19 protein-coding genes are annotated in these 17,805 nt (G+C 68.4%); 10 read left to right on the top strand and 9 right to left on the bottom strand.

Annotation, left to right across the window (positions count from 1 at the left end; genetic code table 11):
* Positions 1–43: 43 nt before the first annotated feature.
* Together ABT061_RS05385 and ABT061_RS05380 are read left to right on the top strand one after the other, a co-directional pair.
* Positions 44–406: a hypothetical protein gene (locus ABT061_RS05385; protein WP_350912950.1), complete on the top strand. Its 363-nt coding sequence runs from the start codon at positions 44–46 to the stop codon at positions 404–406.
* A gap of 243 nt (positions 407–649) precedes the next feature.
* Entirely contained in the window at positions 650–1,078 is a 429-nt protein-coding gene (locus ABT061_RS05380) for a hypothetical protein (protein ID WP_350912948.1), read from the top strand.
* A gap of 86 nt (positions 1,079–1,164) precedes the next feature.
* Here the strand turns inward: ABT061_RS05380 and ABT061_RS05375 are convergent, their stop codons facing one another.
* Both ABT061_RS05375 and ABT061_RS05370 read right to left on the bottom strand, forming a co-directional pair.
* Positions 1,165–1,362 (bottom strand): DUF397 domain-containing protein, encoded by a 198-nt coding sequence (locus tag ABT061_RS05375; protein WP_350912946.1) that lies wholly within the window; start codon positions 1,360–1,362, stop codon positions 1,165–1,167.
* Positions 1,363–1,385: 23 nt separating this feature from the next.
* Positions 1,386–2,243 (bottom strand): helix-turn-helix domain-containing protein, encoded by an 858-nt coding sequence (locus ABT061_RS05370; protein WP_350912944.1) that lies wholly within the window; start codon positions 2,241–2,243, stop codon positions 1,386–1,388.
* Positions 2,244–2,372: 129 nt separating this feature from the next.
* Between ABT061_RS05370 and ABT061_RS05365 the strand changes: the two genes are divergently transcribed.
* A complete protein-coding gene (locus ABT061_RS05365) occupies positions 2,373–2,672 on the top strand; it encodes a hypothetical protein (protein WP_350912942.1) in 300 nt (99 codons plus the stop codon).
* Positions 2,669–3,166, top strand: a complete 498-nt coding sequence (locus ABT061_RS05360) for an ATP-binding protein (RefSeq protein ID WP_350912940.1) — start codon at positions 2,669–2,671, stop codon at positions 3,164–3,166. The genes ABT061_RS05365 and ABT061_RS05360 overlap by 4 nt, the downstream gene beginning before the upstream one ends.
* 388 nt (positions 3,167–3,554) lie before the next feature.
* On the opposite strand, the gene ABT061_RS05355 is transcribed toward ABT061_RS05360, so the two are convergent.
* Positions 3,555–4,376 carry an SDR family NAD(P)-dependent oxidoreductase gene (locus ABT061_RS05355; protein ID WP_350912938.1) on the bottom strand — a complete coding sequence of 274 codons (822 nt, stop codon included), beginning with the start codon at positions 4,374–4,376 and terminating at the stop codon, positions 3,555–3,557.
* A gap of 136 nt (positions 4,377–4,512) precedes the next feature.
* Here ABT061_RS05355 and ABT061_RS05350 point away from each other — a divergent pair, with 136 nt between their 5' ends.
* Entirely contained in the window at positions 4,513–5,112 is a 600-nt protein-coding gene (locus ABT061_RS05350; RefSeq protein WP_350912936.1) for a TetR/AcrR family transcriptional regulator, read from the top strand.
* A 107-nt stretch (positions 5,113–5,219) separates the two neighbouring features.
* Here ABT061_RS05350 and ABT061_RS05345 read toward each other — a convergent pair whose 3' ends face one another.
* Complete coding sequence (locus ABT061_RS05345; RefSeq protein WP_350912934.1) at positions 5,220–6,704, bottom strand: MFS transporter; 1,485 nt, start codon at positions 6,702–6,704, stop codon at positions 5,220–5,222.
* 137 nt (positions 6,705–6,841) lie between these two features.
* Here ABT061_RS05345 and ABT061_RS05340 point away from each other — a divergent pair, with 137 nt between their 5' ends.
* Positions 6,842–7,276: an ATP-binding protein gene (locus ABT061_RS05340; protein WP_350912932.1), complete on the top strand. Its 435-nt coding sequence runs from the start codon at positions 6,842–6,844 to the stop codon at positions 7,274–7,276.
* A 166-nt stretch (positions 7,277–7,442) separates the two neighbouring features.
* On the top strand, positions 7,443–9,491 hold the full coding sequence (locus ABT061_RS05335; protein WP_350912930.1) for a sensor histidine kinase: 2,049 nt from the start codon (positions 7,443–7,445) through the stop codon (positions 9,489–9,491).
* Here ABT061_RS05335 and ABT061_RS05330 read toward each other — a convergent pair.
* A complete protein-coding gene (locus tag ABT061_RS05330) occupies positions 9,488–10,096 on the bottom strand; it encodes a response regulator transcription factor (protein WP_350912928.1) in 609 nt (202 codons plus the stop codon). The genes ABT061_RS05335 and ABT061_RS05330 overlap by 4 nt on opposite strands.
* Positions 10,097–10,193: 97 nt before the next feature.
* Between ABT061_RS05330 and ABT061_RS05325 the strand changes: the two genes are divergently transcribed.
* Entirely contained in the window at positions 10,194–10,925 is a 732-nt protein-coding gene (locus ABT061_RS05325; protein WP_350912926.1) for an ABC transporter ATP-binding protein, read from the top strand.
* The gene (locus ABT061_RS05320; protein ID WP_350912924.1) at positions 10,925–13,267 is read left to right on the top strand and encodes an FtsX-like permease family protein; all 2,343 of its coding nucleotides are present in this window, start codon (positions 10,925–10,927) and stop codon (positions 13,265–13,267) included. Before ABT061_RS05325 ends, ABT061_RS05320 begins: the two co-directional genes overlap by 1 nt.
* 120 nt (positions 13,268–13,387) lie before the next feature.
* On the opposite strand, the gene ABT061_RS05315 is transcribed toward ABT061_RS05320, so the two are convergent.
* The 4 genes from ABT061_RS05315 to ABT061_RS05300 all read right to left on the bottom strand — a co-directional run bounded on the left by ABT061_RS05315 (position 13,388) and on the right by ABT061_RS05300 (position 16,821).
* Positions 13,388–14,632, bottom strand: coding sequence for an RNA polymerase sigma factor (locus tag ABT061_RS05315; protein ID WP_350912922.1), 1,245 nt, complete (start codon positions 14,630–14,632; stop codon positions 13,388–13,390).
* Positions 14,629–14,967, bottom strand: coding sequence for a YciI family protein (locus ABT061_RS05310; protein WP_350912920.1), 339 nt, complete (start codon positions 14,965–14,967; stop codon positions 14,629–14,631). The genes ABT061_RS05315 and ABT061_RS05310 overlap by 4 nt, the downstream gene beginning before the upstream one ends.
* A gap of 7 nt (positions 14,968–14,974) precedes the next feature.
* Positions 14,975–15,334, bottom strand: a complete 360-nt coding sequence (locus ABT061_RS05305) for a YciI family protein (RefSeq protein ID WP_350913425.1) — start codon at positions 15,332–15,334, stop codon at positions 14,975–14,977.
* 224 nt (positions 15,335–15,558) lie between these two features.
* A complete protein-coding gene (locus tag ABT061_RS05300) occupies positions 15,559–16,821 on the bottom strand; it encodes a serpin family protein (protein WP_350912918.1) in 1,263 nt (420 codons plus the stop codon).
* A 538-nt stretch (positions 16,822–17,359) separates the two neighbouring features.
* Between ABT061_RS05300 and ABT061_RS05295 the strand changes: the two genes are divergently transcribed.
* Positions 17,360–17,805: leucine-rich repeat domain-containing protein (locus ABT061_RS05295; RefSeq protein ID WP_350912916.1), on the top strand; the 446-nt coding region annotated here is incomplete at its 3' end.

Below are 17,805 nucleotides of genomic sequence, written 5' to 3'. Positions count from 1 at the left end.
TGCCCCTTTAAGGCTTGGCCTCATAGTTATCATGGCTTGCCAAATGCTGTTGCTGACGGCGTGCGGCAGTCAACCATCCTGGCAGGCGATTAGCATCGCAACACTGTCCTCTGATGGGCTGACTTTGACTGTGGAGCTGCTATTTGGGCAGCCCAAGCCTGACGGCACCTACTGTGAGCAGGTGACGGACACGGACGTGCTCGAATCTTCCTCCCAAGTAGTCATCGGGATCCAAGTGGTCAACACCTGCGCCGCCCCCTTCCCCTGGGAACAAAGAAACACTTTCGACGTTGGCTACATATTCCCGGTGAAGCTCAATCTGAAGAAGCCGCTCGGAGAACGGGCTGTCCTAGAAAAGGAGAACCGATGGCCCGTTAGGGTGAAACAGCCATCCGGCGATTCGTGAAGTAATGCATCCTGCACGTACCGGTGCCGCGTTCCTCAATGGGTGTTGCGATGCCTCTGGTCAGCTGGGTCGCGTCCAGGATACGGTGCAAAAAGGAACGAGCGTAGGTTGCCGTATTGAACCGACCAAGGTTCGCACGACACAAGGACCTGCGCTCGTGGCACGCACATTACCGCCTGTTCAGGCCATCCACGACGTCATCGGGGAGTTTGGCGGTGATACCAAGAAACGGAAAATCAGTTAATGGACATGCCTTGCACGCCCGCCTCTGCTCTGAGAAAATCCGGCCTCGTCTTCGTCTTAGCATGTCAGACACTGGTTCTAGGGGCATGCGGCAGGCAGGCCTACTGGGATCAGATCGCCGTCGCGACAGTCTCGGCCGATGAGCTGACAATCACCGCAGAGATGATCATAGGGCCTCCCAAGGCCGACGGCACTTCCTGTTACGAGGTGGTGGAGAAAAAGGTAGAGGAATTCGCCTCTCAGGTGATCATCGGGATTCAGCTGCGCAATAACTGCGCGCCCGTCTTTCCTTGGGAGCAGGAAGCCACCACCTTGGTGGGCTACCCGTTGAAGGTGGACCTGCCCCTGAAGGCCCCTCTAGCAGGACGATCGATCCTCGATGAGAAAAGCGGCGCCCGCGTCTCGATCATAGACAGCAACGGATCGTGACACAGCACTAGCGCTAACCGACAGAATGGTGAAGTCACCGAGACCGGCTCCACCATCCCGCTGTGGAATGCTGGTTGCGCCACGGTCTACGCGCCGTTTTTCAGGTCTGCTACGAATGCCGCCCAGGTGTTACGGGCAAAGACGAGCCTGGACCCCTCGGGGTCCTTGGAATCCCGGACGGCTACGGCATCGTCCAGGTTCGCGACTTCTACGCAGTCTCCGTTGCCTCCGCTGAGCGAACTCTTTCGCCACACGGCTTTGGTCAGGTCTACCGGGTTGGACATCGCACGGCCCTTCCGCTGGACACTCATACCAGGTTGTTTGACGCGTTCATCAGCATAACCGTCGTGTCCGCCGGGCTGAGTGCCGCTGCTCTGAGGTAGTCGAACACCGCGACGTAGCGTCGGACGTCAGCGCTGTCTTCCAGGTACAGACCGCTGGACATGTTCTCCAGGTAGATGACGTCCAGGTCGCTCGGAGCAGGAAAACCCACAATGTTAAATGATCCGGTCATCGCCTGATGCGCGCCGGCCCGGTAGGGGAGGATCTGGATCATGATGTTGGGTTGCCGGCCGACTTCGGCGAGGTGCTTGAGCTGACTGGCAGTGATCTCGGCTGTTCCCACATGCTGACGCACCACACCCTCCCCGAGAATTACGGATAGTTCCAGCGGGTTGTCGTCCGCGAGCCGCTTCTGACGCTCCATCCGCACGGAGACCCTGCGTTCGATCTCCTCTGGCATGTCTCCGGGGCGAGTGGCCGCGACAACCGCCCGCGCGTAGTCCGCGGTCTGCAGCAGACCGGGGACCAGCGTCTGCTGATAGGTCTTGACGGATGTCGCCTCGGCTTCGAGGCCGATGAGTGTCGCGTACTCGCCAGGCAGCACGTCCCCGTAGTTCTGCCACCATCCTCGCTGTCGCGCTTCCCTGGACAGGGCCAGCATCGGGTCCCGGTCGGCCTCGGGGACCTCGTACATGTCGAGAAAGGCGCGGAGGTCACGCGGCCGGATGCCTCTACGGCCCGTCTCGATCCGACTGATCGAGGCCGCCGTCAGCTCCATACGTTCGGCCACCTCCTGCATGGACAGACCGCGCTCGACACGCAACCGGCGCAGTTCCGATGCCAGGCGACGCCTGCGCACGGTGGGACTCGTGTCGGCGGTCATGGCCGCACCTTTCTCTGGATCTCGTGTTTGGGAACTACCTAAGGAAATTTTTGGAGGTAACTACCAAGGACATACAACCCAAGGTAGCTTAGCGGAGTGTAATCGAACGACTACAGAAATGGTGGAGGGATGGCGATACCGGCGCGAAGGCGCGATCCCCAGCAAGAGCAGTACATCCACCTGATGCGACTCGGTTGGGACCTGCGAGCTCTCGGGGTGTCCACCGCGCTCGTCGTCCCCGTCGAAGGGCCGCCGATCCTGGAGCTCATGTCCTCCCAAGGAGTACGGGTCCGCATCCAGGTATCCCGCCGTGCCTGCGGCTGGGTGTTCATCTGGCGTCCCTGGTGGTCGGTAATCTGGCGGCGTGACTGGATCTGGGCCGAGGCGAACAACGCAGCCGACATGATCGCATCCGCGGTGACCGCGTGAGCGCGCGGGGACATGACGGCCCCGGCGCGGCAGACGCGGCGGTCAAGCGCTGGGACGGGCTTCGGATCCTGGGCCAGCGGGACTTTCCCGGCATCGCGCAGTCAGCGGGGGCCGCTCGCAAGTGGGTGCTGGAACTCCTGGACGGCCATGCGACCGCCGAGACGCTGGAAACGCTCGAACTGCTGGTCAGCGAGGTGGTGACCAATGCCGTCCTGCACAGCGACTCGGCCAGGCCCGGCGGGCTGGTGACGGTCCGGGTGGGGTTGGGCGACAGCCTGATCCACATTGAGGTGATCGACGACGGCTCGGCCACCAGCGTGCCCGCGATCCGGACGACCGACGACGACAGCCTCACTGGGCGCGGCCTGAGCTGGGTGAATCTCCTGGCGAGCACATGGGGCAGCAGCCAGAACGACGAAACCGGCGGAACGGTCTGGTTCCAGCTCGAGCAGAGCCCCCTCTCATCAGGACACCATCCCCTTCCCGCACGGTGAAGGCAGTCGGTGCGACTATGGTGACCCCCAAGAGCGCGCCGGTCTTGTCCGGCAACCGGTCGTTCATCGATCGGTGATCTGCTCGCCCAAGCGGATGCGCGGGTCGCCGCCGCCGACTACATCGAACGAATCACCGCATGACCTGACCTCGTACGGAGTCAAGGTAACTCGCCGTCAGCCAGGCGAGCGCGGCGGCGGGCGATACCAGCGGATCACTGCCGACAGGGCGCAGGCGTGATCGTGGAGCCCGGTCTCGCGGGTGAAGACAAGGTGACCAGAGCGCGCATGACCAATGCGGCCACCTCGTCCGGCGGCGACTGGAAGGCCACGAACAAGAGGTGTCCACGGTGCGGGGGATTCCCAGCCGGCGCCACCTCGCGTTCGCCGGTCAGCCCGGGGCCTTGCGGCTGAGGTGTTCCCAGGCGCGGTACTCCTCGGTGCGGGCCTGATCCATCTGCTGGACGAGGTCGTAGGAGTGACCGCCGACGATCAGCCGCCGCGGCGGATCCGGCAGGTCGACCAACTCCATGATGACGGGAGCGGCCGTACCGGGGGCGGGACCGGCGTCCTCGCCCCACATCTCGGCCAGCTTGACCCGCAGGGGCTCGTAGGCCGGATGAGCCTGTGTCGTCGTGGTGCCCACCGTGAACAGCCCGGTGTCGTACCCGCCCATCTGGACGATGGTGACCTTGATGCCGAAGGGCTCGACCTCCATCGCCAGCGCCTCGCTGACCGAGTCGAGCGCCGCCTTGCCCGCCCCGTAGAACCCGACTGAGGCGAAACCGCCGCCGGAGCCCATCGAGGTGACCTGGAGGATGCGCCCGGAACCCTGCGCCCGCAGGTACGGGACGACGGCTTGGGCGACCCAGACCGCGCCGAAGAGGTTGACGTCGAAATGGGCCCGTATCTGCTCCTCGGTGGCCTCCTCCAGCATGCCGTACAGCAGGCCGCCGGCGTTGTTGACCACGATGTCGAGCCTGCCGAAGGCCGCCACCGCCCGGTCCACCCCCTCCCGCACGGCTGTGCGGTCGGAGACGTCCAGCGGCAGCCGTACGAGGCTGCCCGGATACTCCTCAGCCAGTTCCGCGAGTGGATCGATATTGCGGGCAGCGGCCACGACACGGTCTCCCGCGGCCAGTGCGGCCTCAGTGAACGCCCTGCCCAGGCCCCGGGACGCGCCGGTGATGAACCATACTCGGCCGTTCGTCACAGGCCCTCACCTCCTTTGGATCGTCTCTCAAGACGAGACGTTACGTCTCGTCGTGTTGCGATCCCTAATCTGCACCCGCCTCCCCGCCATGTCAAGACGGACCGTCTCGTCTTGTCCATCTGCTATCCTCAGCGGCATGTCCACCGCCAAGAAACCGAACCCTGCCCGCCGCAGTGAGCGGTCGCGGCGGGCGATTCTGGATGCCGCGCGCGAGCTGGTCTCCGAAGTGGGGTACGCGAAGGTCTCGATCGAGGCCATCGCCGCGCGGGCCGGCGTGGGCAAGCAGACGATCTACCGGTGGTGGCGGTCCAAGGGAGCCGTGGTCTTCGACTCCTTCCTGGCGCTCAGCGAGGGGGCCCACGGGGAGGGGATGGCGCTGCCCGACACCGGCGACATCGAGGCCGACCTCAAGGTCGTCATGCGCGCGACCGTCGCCGAGTTCGCCGATCCGGACTTCGAGGCGCCGATCCGGGCGCTCAACACGGAGATCATCAACGATTCCGACCTCGCCGCCCAGTACCGCGAGAAGCTGGCCGACCCCGTCGACGAGGCCAAGAAAGCCCGGCTGCGCAGCGCGCAGCGAGCGGGCCAGATCGCGGCGGACGCCGATCTCGACCTGGTACTCGAACTGCTCTACGCCCCCCTCTACCAGCGCTGGCTGCACCGCTCCGGCCCCCTCACGTCCGAGTACGCCGACGCCCTCGTGGACCTCACCCTCAAGGCGTTCCGCCCCTGAGACCCCGGCCGCGCGAGGAGCGAAGCGGGCTCCGGCCGGGCACCGCTACCTCCATCGCGATCAGTGGCCCTGCGCGAGCTGTCGCAACAGCTCCGTCTCGCGCCTGCTCAGCGAGTCGACGTGGGTAGTGCGGCCGGGGTGGTCCGGGTTGCCGGGCGCATGGTCAGGATCAGTACGGCCAGCCCGGCGAAGATGACCGCGGCGACGACGCCGGTCATGTGCAGGCCGGCGGTGAACGCCTCCCGCGCGGTGTGCAGCAGTTCCGCGCCCTGGTCGGCGGGAAGGTGCCGGCTGGCGGCGACCGCGCCGGCCAGCGAGTCGGACGTGCCGTCCATCCGGCTGCGGTAGACCACCGCGGCCACCACACCGAGCAGCGCGAAACCGAGCGAACCGCCGAGGTAGTTGCCGGTCTCCGACATCGACGCCGCCGAGCCGGCACGCTCCGGTGGTACGGACCCGACGACCAGCCCGGTGCCCAGCGCGAACAGTGGGCCGGTGCCCAGCGCCAGTACGGTGATGCCGATCATCACCAGCGGCAGGGCGCTCGCACCGTCGACGCCGACCAGCAGCAGGCTGCCCAGCGCCGACCCCGCCAGCCCACCGGCGATCGCGGTCGTCTGCTTCATTCGCCGGCCCAGCGCCGGCGCGGCCATGGTGCCGACCGCCACGCCCAGGCCCATCGGTGCGAACAGCACCGCCGACGCGAACGGCGAGAAGCCCAGCACGCTCTGCAGGTACTGGGTCACCAGCAGGCCGGTACCGGCCATGGCGATGCCGGCGAAGGCCAGCCCGACGAGTACGGCCGTGAACGGGCGGTTGCGGAGCAGTCGCAGGTCCAGCAGCGGCGTCTCCAGCCGCAGTTGCCGGCGTACGAACAGGAATCCGATGGCTGCGCCGACGACGAGGGCCACCGCCGGCACGACCGGCACGCTCTCGACGGTCAGCTGCTTGAAGCCGTAGACCATCAAAAACACCGCCACGAGCGACAGCCCGACGCTGGCCAGGTCCAGCCGGCCGGCCTGGTCCCTGCGGAACTCCGGCAGCAGGACCGGCCCGGCGAGCAGCAGCAACGCCATCGCCGGCACGGCGACCAGGAACACCGATCCCCACCAGAAGTGCTGGAGCAGGAATCCGGCGAGTACGGGTCCGAGCGCGCCGCCGGTGAACTGGCAGGTCGCCCAGATCGCGATGGCCTGCCCGCGCTGCCGTTCGTCGCGGAACATGTTGGTGATCAAGGCAAGTGTGGACGGCGCCAGGGTCGCGCCGGCGACACCCAGCAGCGCACGCGCGACGATCAGCATCAGCGGGCTGGTCGCGAAGGCGGCCACGACCGACAGCACCGCGAACGCCGCCCCGCCGATCATCAGCAGCCGTCGGCGGCCGATCCGGTCGCCGAGCGTACCCATCGTAATGACGAAACCGGCCACCATGAATCCGTAGCTGTCACTGATCCACAGCTGCTGGACGTTGGTGGCACCCAGATCGGCAGCCAGCTGTGGGAGCGCGAGGAGCAACGCCGTCGTGTCTATCGCGACGAGCAATGTCGGCAGTATGAGGATTACCAGTCCCAGCCATGCCCGGTTGACTCGCATATCCGAAACTCCCTGTTCTCTCGACGTTTCGCCGGTTAGTCGGAGCGGCCGAGAGCTTCTTGACATCGGTACGGGCGGACATCTCTCGTATCCGCCACGATGGGGCGTCACCACATGACGACCTCGCGGTCCGGGCGATGCGGCGAGGCGCCGGGCGCCGGCGCGACGGCGGCGTCCGGCGCCTCCCGCACCGCCGCGGTGACCTCCCGGCGGCGGCGCGCCTGCTCACTGCGCACCTGGACGGCCAGGCGACCGCCGAGACGCTGGAAACGCTCGAACTGCTGGTCAGCGAGGTGGTGACCAACGCCGTCCTGCACAGCGACTCGGCCAGGCCCGGCGGGCTGGTGACGGTCCGGGTGGGGTTGGGCGACAGCCTGATCCACATCGAGGTGATCGACGACGGCTCGGCCACCAGCGTGCCCGCGATCCGGACGGCCGACGACGACAGCCTCACTGGGCGCGGCCTGAGCTGGGTGAATCTCCTGGCGAGCAGATGGGGCAGCAGCCGGCACGACGAAACCGGCGGAACGGTCTGGTTCCAGCTCGGGCACAGTCCCCTTTCCTCCCACTGAAGGCGGCCGCTGAGACCACGGCGACACCCAAGAGCGCGAAGGTCTTGTCCGACAACCAGGCGATGACACACGACGGCGCGGTTCTGCCGGAAACCAGGGCACCTGTGCGAGGAACATCGCCCCCATGTGGTGATATAGCGATCCGTCATGATTCTGGAGGGTTGTTGTGTCGCGTCGTGCACGCTGGATCGTCATCGCCGTGCTCGCCGGGTTCTCCAGCGTCTACGTGTTAGCCGCCCCCTACGGCATCCTTCTGGCGGGCCCGATGTTCGTCATGCAGCTGCCGTACGTCCTGCGGCTCTCCCGTCCCGCTCGCCTCCTTCCCGCCCAGGCCGTGATCGCCTACGCCGCCACGGCCTGGTTGGACATGTCGGTCGGCCTGCTCGGCTTCCTCGGCGGCTCGCTGCTGCTGACCCGGCTCTGGCCGCTGGCGATCCCCGTCGCGGTGAGCGCTGCGATCATCGATCGTGAATCGCTCGACTCCACGATCTCCATGATCCTCATCTCGCTGGTCATCTACGGTCTGACGCGGCTCGTCGAGCAGGTCGACGAGGTGCAGGCCACCAGGCTCGCCCTGGCCGCCGCAGCGGTGTCGGAGGAACGGCTGCGCATTGCCGCCCAGCTCAACGACGGTCTTGGCCGGGGCCTGACAGGGATCACCCAGGGGTTGTCGGCCGAGGATCCCAGCCGTGAGTCCATCGCCGAGGTTGTCGGCGCCGCGCGCCGGGCCCTGGCCGAGGCCAGGGCCGCGGCTTCCGGCTACCGCGCCACCTCGCTGGCGCCCGAGATCACCACGGCTCGGGCGATGCTGAGCGCCGCCGGCATCCCCGTCGAGATCCAGATCAGCCACACCGAACCGCTCGGTCCCCCGGGGGCGCTGCTCGCGGCGGTGTTGCGGGAGTCGGTCACCCAGGTCGTACGGCACGGCGGCGCCACCTTCTGCGCGATCGAGACCCGCGTCCTCGCCCATCAGGTACGGCTCCGTGTAACGAACGACGGCGTGCCCAACGCCGGCGACGAACTTCTCGGCGACCTGCCCGCCCGGCTTGCGGAGGCAGGCGGCACCCTCACCACCAGCCTGTCACCCCAGGGCCACCATGTCGTCGAGGCCATGCTCCCGCAGCCGGCCGAAGAGAGCGCCACCCTGTACGACGAGGAGCACGCCTACGCTCTGTCGATCAGCCTCCTGACCGCCATCCTCGTGGGCTTCAGCGCCAAGGCACTGCTCCAGGTCCCCTCCAGCCTGCTCATCCCCGGCCTCGTCCTGCTGGCGGCGATCGTCTTCGTGCAACTGCGCTCGGTCAGGGGACGGCACACGGTGGGACTGCTGGTCATGGCGGCGCTGACGTACGCGCCGATAGCGCTGTTCGGCCAGGCCTGGCTGGGCATCCCCGGGTTCCTGGCCGGGCCACTGCTGCTCGTCTTCCCGTGGGCATGGGGGCTGCACCTGGTGGCGGGGGTGATGGCCAGCGTGGCGGTGATCGGCTTCCTGCTCGGGCTGCCGACACCCGTCGTGGTCAACTACACGGTGAGCACACTGGTGACGGGACTGGTCATCTACAGCCTGAGCAGGCTCGCCCAGGTAGTGAAGGAGTTGCGGGAGGCCAAGGAGGAGCTGGCCAGGATCGCGGTCGTCGAAGAACGGCTGCGCGCCGCCCGCGACCTGCACGACCTGCTCGGGCACAGCCTGGCGGCAATCTTGCTGAAGTGCGAGCTGGCCAGGCGGCTCGACGCTCCGCGGGCGCGGGTGGAGCTCGCCGAGGCTCTGGAGATGGCCGAGCGGGCCAAGGCTGATCTGCGCGCCGTGTCCGGTGGGCAGCTGGAGTTGGAGCTCGCCGCCGAGGCGGAGTCCGCGCGCTCCGTGTTGACGGCCGCGGGGATTGAGGTGTCGTTGTCACTTGGGCACGAGACGCTCGCCTCCGGCGCCGAGACCGTGCTGAGCGCGGTGCTGCGTGAGGCGGTCACCAATGTGCTCAGGCACAGCTCCGCACGACACTGCGCGATAGCGACGGCGACGGAGGGGAAGGGGGTACGGCTGCGCGTCCGCAATGACGGGGTGACCTCGGTGAAGGGGCGTCCTGGTTCGGCGGGGGTGGGGAATCTGACCACCCGGCTCGAGACCCTGGGCGGGCGGCTCGCCACCTCGCACGGGGAAGGGCGGTTCGAGCTGACGGCCTGGGCTCCGTACGAGGACGCCGCGGTGGGTAGCCGTTAGATCCAGCCGGCTTCGGTGGCGATGCGGACGGCGTCGGTGCGGTTGCGGGCGTTGAGTTTGGTGGTGATCGTCGTCAGGTAGTTACGGACGGTCCCCGCGCTCAGGAAGAGCTGGGCCGCGATGTCGGTGGCGCCGGCGCCCGAGGCGGCCAGGCGCAGCACGTCGGCCTCGCGCGCGGTCAGGGGGTTGTCGGCCAGGTCCCAGGCGGTGACGGCGAGGGAGGGGTCGAGCACGCGCTGCCCCGCGGCGACCTTGCGGATCGCAGCGACGAGCTCCTCGGGTGGGGCGGTCTTGAGGAGGAAGCCGTCCACCTGGGCGGCGAGCGCCCTGCGCAGGTGGGCAGGCTTGCCGTACCCGGTCAGCATCAGGATGCGGCAGCCGGGCAGCCGCGTGTGGAGCTCGGCTGCGGCGGCCAGCCCGTCCAGGGTGCCCGGCATGTCGATGTCCATGACGGCCACGTCCGGGTGGTGGGCCAGGGCGGAGGGCACGGCGGCGTCACCGGAGTCGACAGAGTCGACGATCTCTAGGTCGTCCTCGAGGCCGAGGAGCGCGACGAGGGCGCCGCGGATGACGTGCTGATCTTCGGCGATAAGGACTCTGATCACAAGGAATGTCTACCAGTGTCCGAATCATGATGATGTCATGTCGAACGCGTGATGATCTCTCTGGAAGGAGAAAGCACAGCTCAGCAGAGTAGAGGGCATGACAGATGTAGTGAGCATGGACGCGGTGAGCAAGGTGTACGGGAAGGGCCAGAGCGCTGTCGCCGCCCTGCGGGAGGTGTCGGTGGCGATCCCGCGCGGAACCTTCACCGCGGTGATGGGCCCGTCGGGGTCGGGCAAGAGCACGTTCCTGCACTGCGCGGCAGGGCTGGACGTGCCGAGCTCCGGTTCCGTACGGCTGGGCGGCACCGAGCTGGCCGGGATGAACGAGACCAGGCTCACCGAGCTGCGCAGGCAGCGGGTCGGATTCGTGTTTCAGATGTTCAACCTGGTCTCCTCACTGACCGTGCTGGAGAACATCACGCTGCCGCTGCGGCTGGCGGGAGTCCGTCCTGACCAGGCCTGGCTGTCGGAGGTTGTGAACCGGGTCGGGCTGGAGGGCCGGACCACGCACCGCCCGGCCCAGTTGTCGGGCGGGCAGCAGCAGCGGGTGGCGATCGCCAGGGCGCTGGTGACCAGGCCCGAAGTGGTCTTCGGCGACGAGCCGACGGGCGCGCTGGACACGATGACCGCGCGCGAGGTGCTCGGCCTGCTGCGCGACGTGGTGTCCGTGATGGGGCAGACGGTGGTGATGGTGACACACGACCCGGTGGCGGCGTCGTACGCCGACACCGTCCTGTTCCTGGCCGATGGCCGGATCGTGGACACGATGGCCGCGCCGACCGCCGACAAGGTGGCCGTTCGCATGACGCACCTGGGGGCGTGGGTCTGATGTTCTCTTTCGCACTGAAGTCCTTGCGCCATCGCAAGGGCGCCTTCGCCGGGGCGTTCGTGGCCCTGTTCTGTGCGGCCGCGCTGGTCGCGGCCTGCGGCATGCTGCTGGAGACCGGGCTGCGGGGCCGCGTGGCCCCCGAACGGTACGCGGGCGCCCCGGTGATCGTGGCCGGTGACCAGTTCGTCCGCGAGACGATCGACAAGGGTGACGGCAAGACCAAGTCCAAGGCCAAGCCGCTGGCCGAACGCCGCTGGATTCCGGCCACCGTGGCCGATCGGCTGAAGCAGGCGCCCGGCGTGGACAAGGTGGTCACCGAGGTGACCTTTCCCTTCCAGAACTTCCTCGCGCACGGTTGGGAGTCGGCGCCCCTCACCCCCTTCACCATCAAGGCGGGCACGGCGCCGGAAGGCCGCGACGAGGTAGTCGTGGACGCCCGTGCGGACATCCCTGTGGGAGCGAAAATCGGTGCTTACACCGTCGTGGGTGTCACCGAGCAGGCCCTGCCGAGCCAGGACACGATCTTCTTCAGCACCGCCGAGGCGCGCAGGCTGGCCGGGCGCGACGGGCTGGTGAGCGCCATCGGCGTCTTCCCGCGGACGGCGGTCGCGACCACGCCGGGCGCGGTGGCCTACACCGGAGACGATCGTGGCACCGTGGAGTTCATCGACGCGGAGAAGTCGCGGGTGAAGTTGATCAGCTTGGGTGGCGCGATGGGCGGCACCTCGCTGCTGGTGGCGATCCTGGTGGTGGTCGGCACCTTCGCGCTGTCGATCCAGCAGCGCCAGCGCGAGCTCGCCCTGCTGCGGGCGGTCGCGGCGACGCCGAGGCAGATCCGCAAGCTGATCGGCGGTGAGGCGCTGATGGTCAGCCTGGGCGCAGGCACGCTGGGTGCGCTCACCGGGCTAGGGCTGGGCTTCTGGCTGCGCTCCAGGTTCGTGGCGCTGGGCGCGATGCCGGAGAATCTGGCCCTGGTTCTCAGTCCGTTCCCGATCTTCGCGGCGCTTCTGGCGACCGTGGGCGCCGCCTGGGCCGCGGCTCGCGTCTCGGCCCGCCGTACCACGCGCATCCGCCCGGTCGAGGCGCTGGGCGACGCGGCTCTGCCGAGCGCGCGGCTGCCCTGGGGCCGGCTGGTGCTCGGCCTGCTGATCGTGGCCGGCAGCGTGGTGCTGACCGTGCTCCTGTCGGGCCTGACCACCGAGGCGGCCTCGAGCCCGGTGACCATGTTCACCGCGTTGCTGTGGATAATCGCCGTGGCGGTGCTCGGCCCGCTGCTGGCCAGGACGGCCACGGCGGTCCTGTCCGTGCCGCTGCGGACCTCCCGGGTGGGCGGCTGGCTGGCGGCCAAGAACCTCGGCTCGAGTGCCAAGCGCCTGGCCTCGGTCATCGTGCCTCTGGGGCTCATGGTCGCGATGACCTGCACGATCCTGTTCGTCCAGACCACCATGCAGAACGCCGCCCAGGTCCAGGCCGAGTCGGGCACCAAGGCCGACTACGTCATCCCCGGTGGCTCGGCCGCGGCGGTCAGAAAGGTGGCGGGCGTGACGGCGGTGACCGAGGTGGTACGCACCTCGGTGCGGATCGGGCTGACGAAGTACGGCGCGCAGGCCGTGACTCCGGAAGGCCTGGACCAGACCATGGACCTGGGCGTGACCGCGGGCTCGATCAAGAACCTGAGTAAGGACTCCCTCGCCGTGAGCCGCACGACCGCCGGCCAACTGGGCGTCAAACCCGGCGACACCGTCAGGCTCACCCTCGGCGACGGCACTCCGGCCAAGCTGACGGTGGCCGCGGTCTATACGCGCGGCCTGGGCTTCGGCGACATCACCCTCGCCCACGGCCTGGTGGCCGAGCACGTGGACGACCCGAGGCCGTCGCTCCTGGTCGCGGGCCGGAACGCCGAACTCGACGGGTTCAAGGCGATCCGGGCCACGGAGATCCAGTTGGGCAACGCCGAGGTGAACTACGTGGCCATGGGCCTGATCATCGCCTTCGCCGCCATCGCCGTGGTCAACACGCTGGCCATGTCGACCTCGGACCGATCGCGCGAGCTGGCCCTGCTCCGCCTGGTGGGCACCACCAGGCGCCAGGTGCTGCGCATGCTGCGTATGGAGACGCTGACCGCGGTGCTGATCGCCACGGTGTTCGGCTCGGCGATCGCGCTGGCGACGTTGTCGGCCTTCAGCCTGGGCATGACCGGCTCCGCCGTACCGTCGGTGTCTCCCGTCACCTACCTGGTGGTGGTCGCGGTGGCGACGGGACTCGCCCTGATCGCCACCGAGGTACCCGCCAGACTGGCGCTCAGACAGCACCCCGCCGAAGCCGTCGGCGCCCGACAGTAGCCTGACAAAGCTCCACCTCGACCGGCCGTGCCGACGACGGGCGATATCGTTCGGCGCGTAAGGGGCGGCATTGGGCTGCGTCCACCGGTCCCCGTCGAGCAGGCGCGTTCTCGCCGGTTGCTATCGCTCCAGCTTCTCTGCCCTGTCCCGCAGGTAGCGCTGTTCGGGGAGGCTCGTGGTACGCCGGGCCGCCAGCCGGTAGTTCTCTCGTGCGGCGGCGTACTCGCCCGCCAGTTCCTGAAGGTGGGCACGGACGGCGTAGAGGCGGTGGTGACGGGCGATCCGGGGGTCACCGTCCAGGCTTTCCAGCAGTTCGAGTCCGGCCTGGGGCCCGCGGGTCATCGCGACCGCGACGGCGTGATTGAGCGTGACCATCGGGTTCGGCGCGATCCGGCCGAGGATCGCGTACAGGATGCGGATCTGTTCCCAGTCGGTGTCCTCAGCCCGCGGTGCCTGGACGTGCAGCGCGGCGGTCGCCGCCTGGAGATGGTAGGGGCCGAGGGGTGAGGAGGACATGGCGCCGGTGACCAGCGCGGTGCCCTCTTCGATCAGGGCGGCGTCCCACCGCTTCCGGTCCTGCTCGGCCAGCGGTACGAGGACGCCGTCCGGGCCGGTGCGAGCCGCACGGCGGGCGTCGGTCAGCAGCATCAGTGCCAGCAGCCCGGCGACCTCACCGTCATCCGGCAAGGACCGATGCACCATACGGGTGAGCCGGATCGCCTCTGCGGTGAGCTCGCCGCGGTGCAGGTCGGGTCCGGAACTGGCGGTGTAGCCCTCGTTGAAGATCAGGTAGAGCACGTGCAGAAGGGCGTCCAGCCGTTTGGCCCGCTCCTGGACGCTCGGCATCTCAAACGACGCACCGACGGCTTTTATCCGCTGCTTGGCGCGGCTGATCCGCGGCGCCATGGTGGCCTCCGGCACGAGGAACGCCCGCGCCACCTCGGCGGTGGTGAGCCCGCCGACGGCGCGCAGCGTGAGCGCCACCTGAGAGGCAGGCGTCAGCGCCGGATGACAGCACAGGAACAGCAGCGCGAGCGTGTCGTCCTGGTCTCCCGGGTTTTCCTCGCCGGGCGCCGGCGCGACGGCGGCGTCCGGCGCCTCCCGCACCGCCGCGGTGACCTCCCGGCGGCGGCGCGCCTGCTCGCTGCGTACCTGGTCGACCAGGCGGCGGGAGGCGACGGTGACCAGCCAGGCGCGCGGGCTGTCCGGAACCCCGTCGGCGGGCCACTGCGTCGCCGCGGCGAGCAGCGCCTCCTGGACCGCGTCCTCGCACTCCTCGAATCCGCCGTAGCGGCGCAGGAGCACGCCGAGGACCTGCGGCGCGAGTTCGCGCAGCAGGTCCCCGAGGCGTTCGGTCGTGCTCACATCTCCATCCCGGCCGAGTCCATCAGCGGCCGCACCTCCACGCCGCCGACCTGACCACTCGATATCAGGGCGGCCAGTTCCACGGCGCGTTCCCGGCTTTCGCAGTCGACCACGTACTGACCGACGACATGATCCGGGGTCTGCAGGTACGGGCCCTCGGTCACGGTCAGCACGCCGTCCCGAGCCCGTACGACGGCACTGATGGACGGATCGGCGAACACGTGAGCACTGATCAGTTCCCCTGCCTGCCCGGCCGTGGCCAGGAACTCCTCATGGTCGAGCCCTCCCCAGGGTAGGGCCGCGGCGCTCGGGTAGAGACTCAGCAGGAACTTCACCGCGTGCTCAGTCGTCGGCCGTGCCCGCGTAGACCACCGGCCGCACCTCGATGCCGAGGCCCTCGACGCCGGCGTCCGGGATGAGCGCGGCCAGCTCCAGGGCGCGCTCCCGGCTGTCGCACTCCACCAGGTAGTAGCCGCCGAGGTACTCCTTGGCCTCAAGGTAGGGCCCGTCCGTCACCGCCGGGACGCCGCCCCGGACCCTGACCACGGCGCTCTGCGACGGGTCGGCCAGCGCGGTGGTGCCGATCATCTCCCCGGACTTCTTGATGGTCTCCATGAACGGGCCGTGGCCGCTCATCACCTCGTTGCGCTCCTCCTCGGTCAGCGCGTCCCAGATCTGCGGGTTGTTGTGCATGATCAACATGAACTTCAACGTCGTCTCCCTCAATGGTCGGGCGGCGCCCCCAAAGGTGCCGTTCACCATGGAGTCGGAGCAGGCGCCGCCTTCTTGCGGTACCGGACCGCGAGAATTTCCCGCCCGCTCCGAACACCCGGCCCGGCAGCGAAGTAATCGCCGCCGTCATTGAACACCTCGCCCCGCCCTGCCCCGCCGATCCCTGAGCCCCGCCCGCCGGGGCCGTGCAGGGCTCAGCCCTTCGCGGTCGGGTCGGTGACCTGGCCGATGAACAGCGGGGTCAACGTCGGCCGGTGGATGATCGCGAAGGCGAACGGCCGGTCGGCGCGCACCTCCACCTCCACCTCGGGCACGGGCTCGGGTGGGCCCGTATACCCGAGGGCCAGCGCGGTGACGGCGGCGGCCTCGGTGCCCCACTCGTCCACGGTCACGGTGGCGTGGTGGACCGCCTGGGTCAGGTCGAGGTCGACGTCGTCGGCGATGCCGGAGTAGTCGGTCCTCGTGAGCCCGAGCCCGAAGAGCGACTTCATGAGGTCCAAACTCGTCGAGAAGTCCCAGCGGGGAATGGTGATCTCCACCTGACGCTCCCTCAGCCCGGCGGCCACCCGCGCCATCACCTCCGGGGCGAGCAGGCCGGCGGGGGAGCCGCCCGCCCGCGGGAGCAGCACCCACATCGCCAGCTCACCCTTGACGTAGCGGAGCTCCACCGCCTGCCAGCCCTCTCCAGCGGCGTACGGGAGGCTGCCCGTATGGCGGATCAGGTCGGTCCGTACGGCAGTGCCGTCCGCCCGGGTGAAGGCGGCGTTCCGTTCCGACGGGCCGGTGAACGGCGTCTCCCACTCGGCCTTGAGGTACACGGTGTTGGCGATGACAAGCAGGGTCTGCGGCGCCAGGTCGTCGAACACCTTCCTGATCCGCCCGGCCGTCTCCCGTTCGGCCCACGCGTCGATGACCTGGGCGGCCTCCCGGGTGAAATCCACCTGGCGCACGCCCGTCCCGTACTGGGCGGCGAGCGTGCGCAGGAACCCCCGCTGGACGCTCAGCCCCTCCTGGGTGAACAGCCCGCCCGCGATGGCGACGACCGGCGGCTCCGGCTTGGCCCCGGCCTCCCGCTCGACGCCCGATTCGGTGCGGGGTGGCGGGCCGCCGACCGTGACGATCCGCCGGGTGAGCGCGTTGAGGGAGGTGTGCGGTCCCTGGACGGGGAAGCCGAAGACCCTGTCGAGCTCGGCGGCGGTGCCCCCCGTGGCACCCGCCCTGGCCATGCCGAAGGCGTAGCCGATGCTCAGCGGCGACAGGACGGCGTTGGCGCCGGGGGCCGCGATCTCGGTGAACAGGGCGTGACCGAAGGCGGTGAGCCCGCGCACGGTCTCCGCGACCGGCGGGTCGACCGGGGTCTTTCGCCACACCCTCTTGGCCGCGATCATGTTCGAGTCAGCCATCGCGTGCGCCGAGAAGACAGCGCGGGTCAGTAGGGCGGTCAACAGTCGGCGCATGATCTTGAAGTGTACCCACCGCCGTCCGGTCAGGATCTCCGGGCGCGGCGGGACCGGATTCAAGGAATAACCCCGGAGTTCGCGCGAGCCTTCTTAGTCCGTTTGCCCTCAGGACCAGCACGTTTTCCACGTAGAGCGTGTCGGCCCAGCGATTGATGGACTCTCGGAATTGGTGAAGCTTCTTCCTCTTTAGAGCCTGCTGACAAAGGGATTTGGTGTGAGGTTTGGGTCAGCAGACCGCAGGGGTGTGGTCATCATCGGGTTGTTGAGTCGCGAATGGGAGCGGGCTCCCGGTGGCGGGGCTTGATCGACAACGGAACGGCCAGTGGCGTTAGCGAGCCGACACGGGCGGAGTTGCCGCCATCCACCGTTCCGATGTCGCTCAAGGCCCGGCCCCAATCCGGTCCGGCCTTCTCCTCGATGTGCTGGAGTGATCTACAAGCCGTTTCCCAGTACCGGCCCCTAGCCTCGTCACCGGCTTGCGCATCTGGCGCGACAGGGCCAAGCCCGGAAACGCCGGCAACGACGAGGAGAAGACATGGTCAGGCCCGAAGACGGCCAGTCGGTCGCCGCCGAACGGATCAGCGACTGCCTGCGAGACGGATCGGCCACACTCGACCTGTCCCATCTCCGCCTGGAGACGATTCCCGAATCGCTCACCGCCCTCACTCACCTGACCGCACTCAACCTGCGCGTCAACAAGCTGACGGTCCTGCCCGAGTGGCTGGGCGACCTCACCGCCCTCACCTTCCTCGACCTGGGCGGTAACGAACTGACCGCCCTGCCCGAGTCGCTGGGCAACCTCACTCACCTGACCGAGCTCAACCTCCACGACAATAATCTGACGGTCCTGCCCGAGTCGCTGGGTCACCTCACCGCCCTCACCACGCTCGACCTGGGCGGTAACGAACTGACCGCCCTGCCCGAGTCGCTGGGCAACCTCACTCACCTGACCGAGCTCAACCTCCACGACAATAATCTGAC

It is taken from the genome of Streptosporangium sp. NPDC002544 (assembly GCF_040295965.1).
Classification (GTDB): Bacteria; Actinomycetota; Actinomycetes; order Streptosporangiales; family Streptosporangiaceae; genus Streptosporangium.
This window is presented reverse-complemented; position numbering and strand designations above follow the sequence as displayed.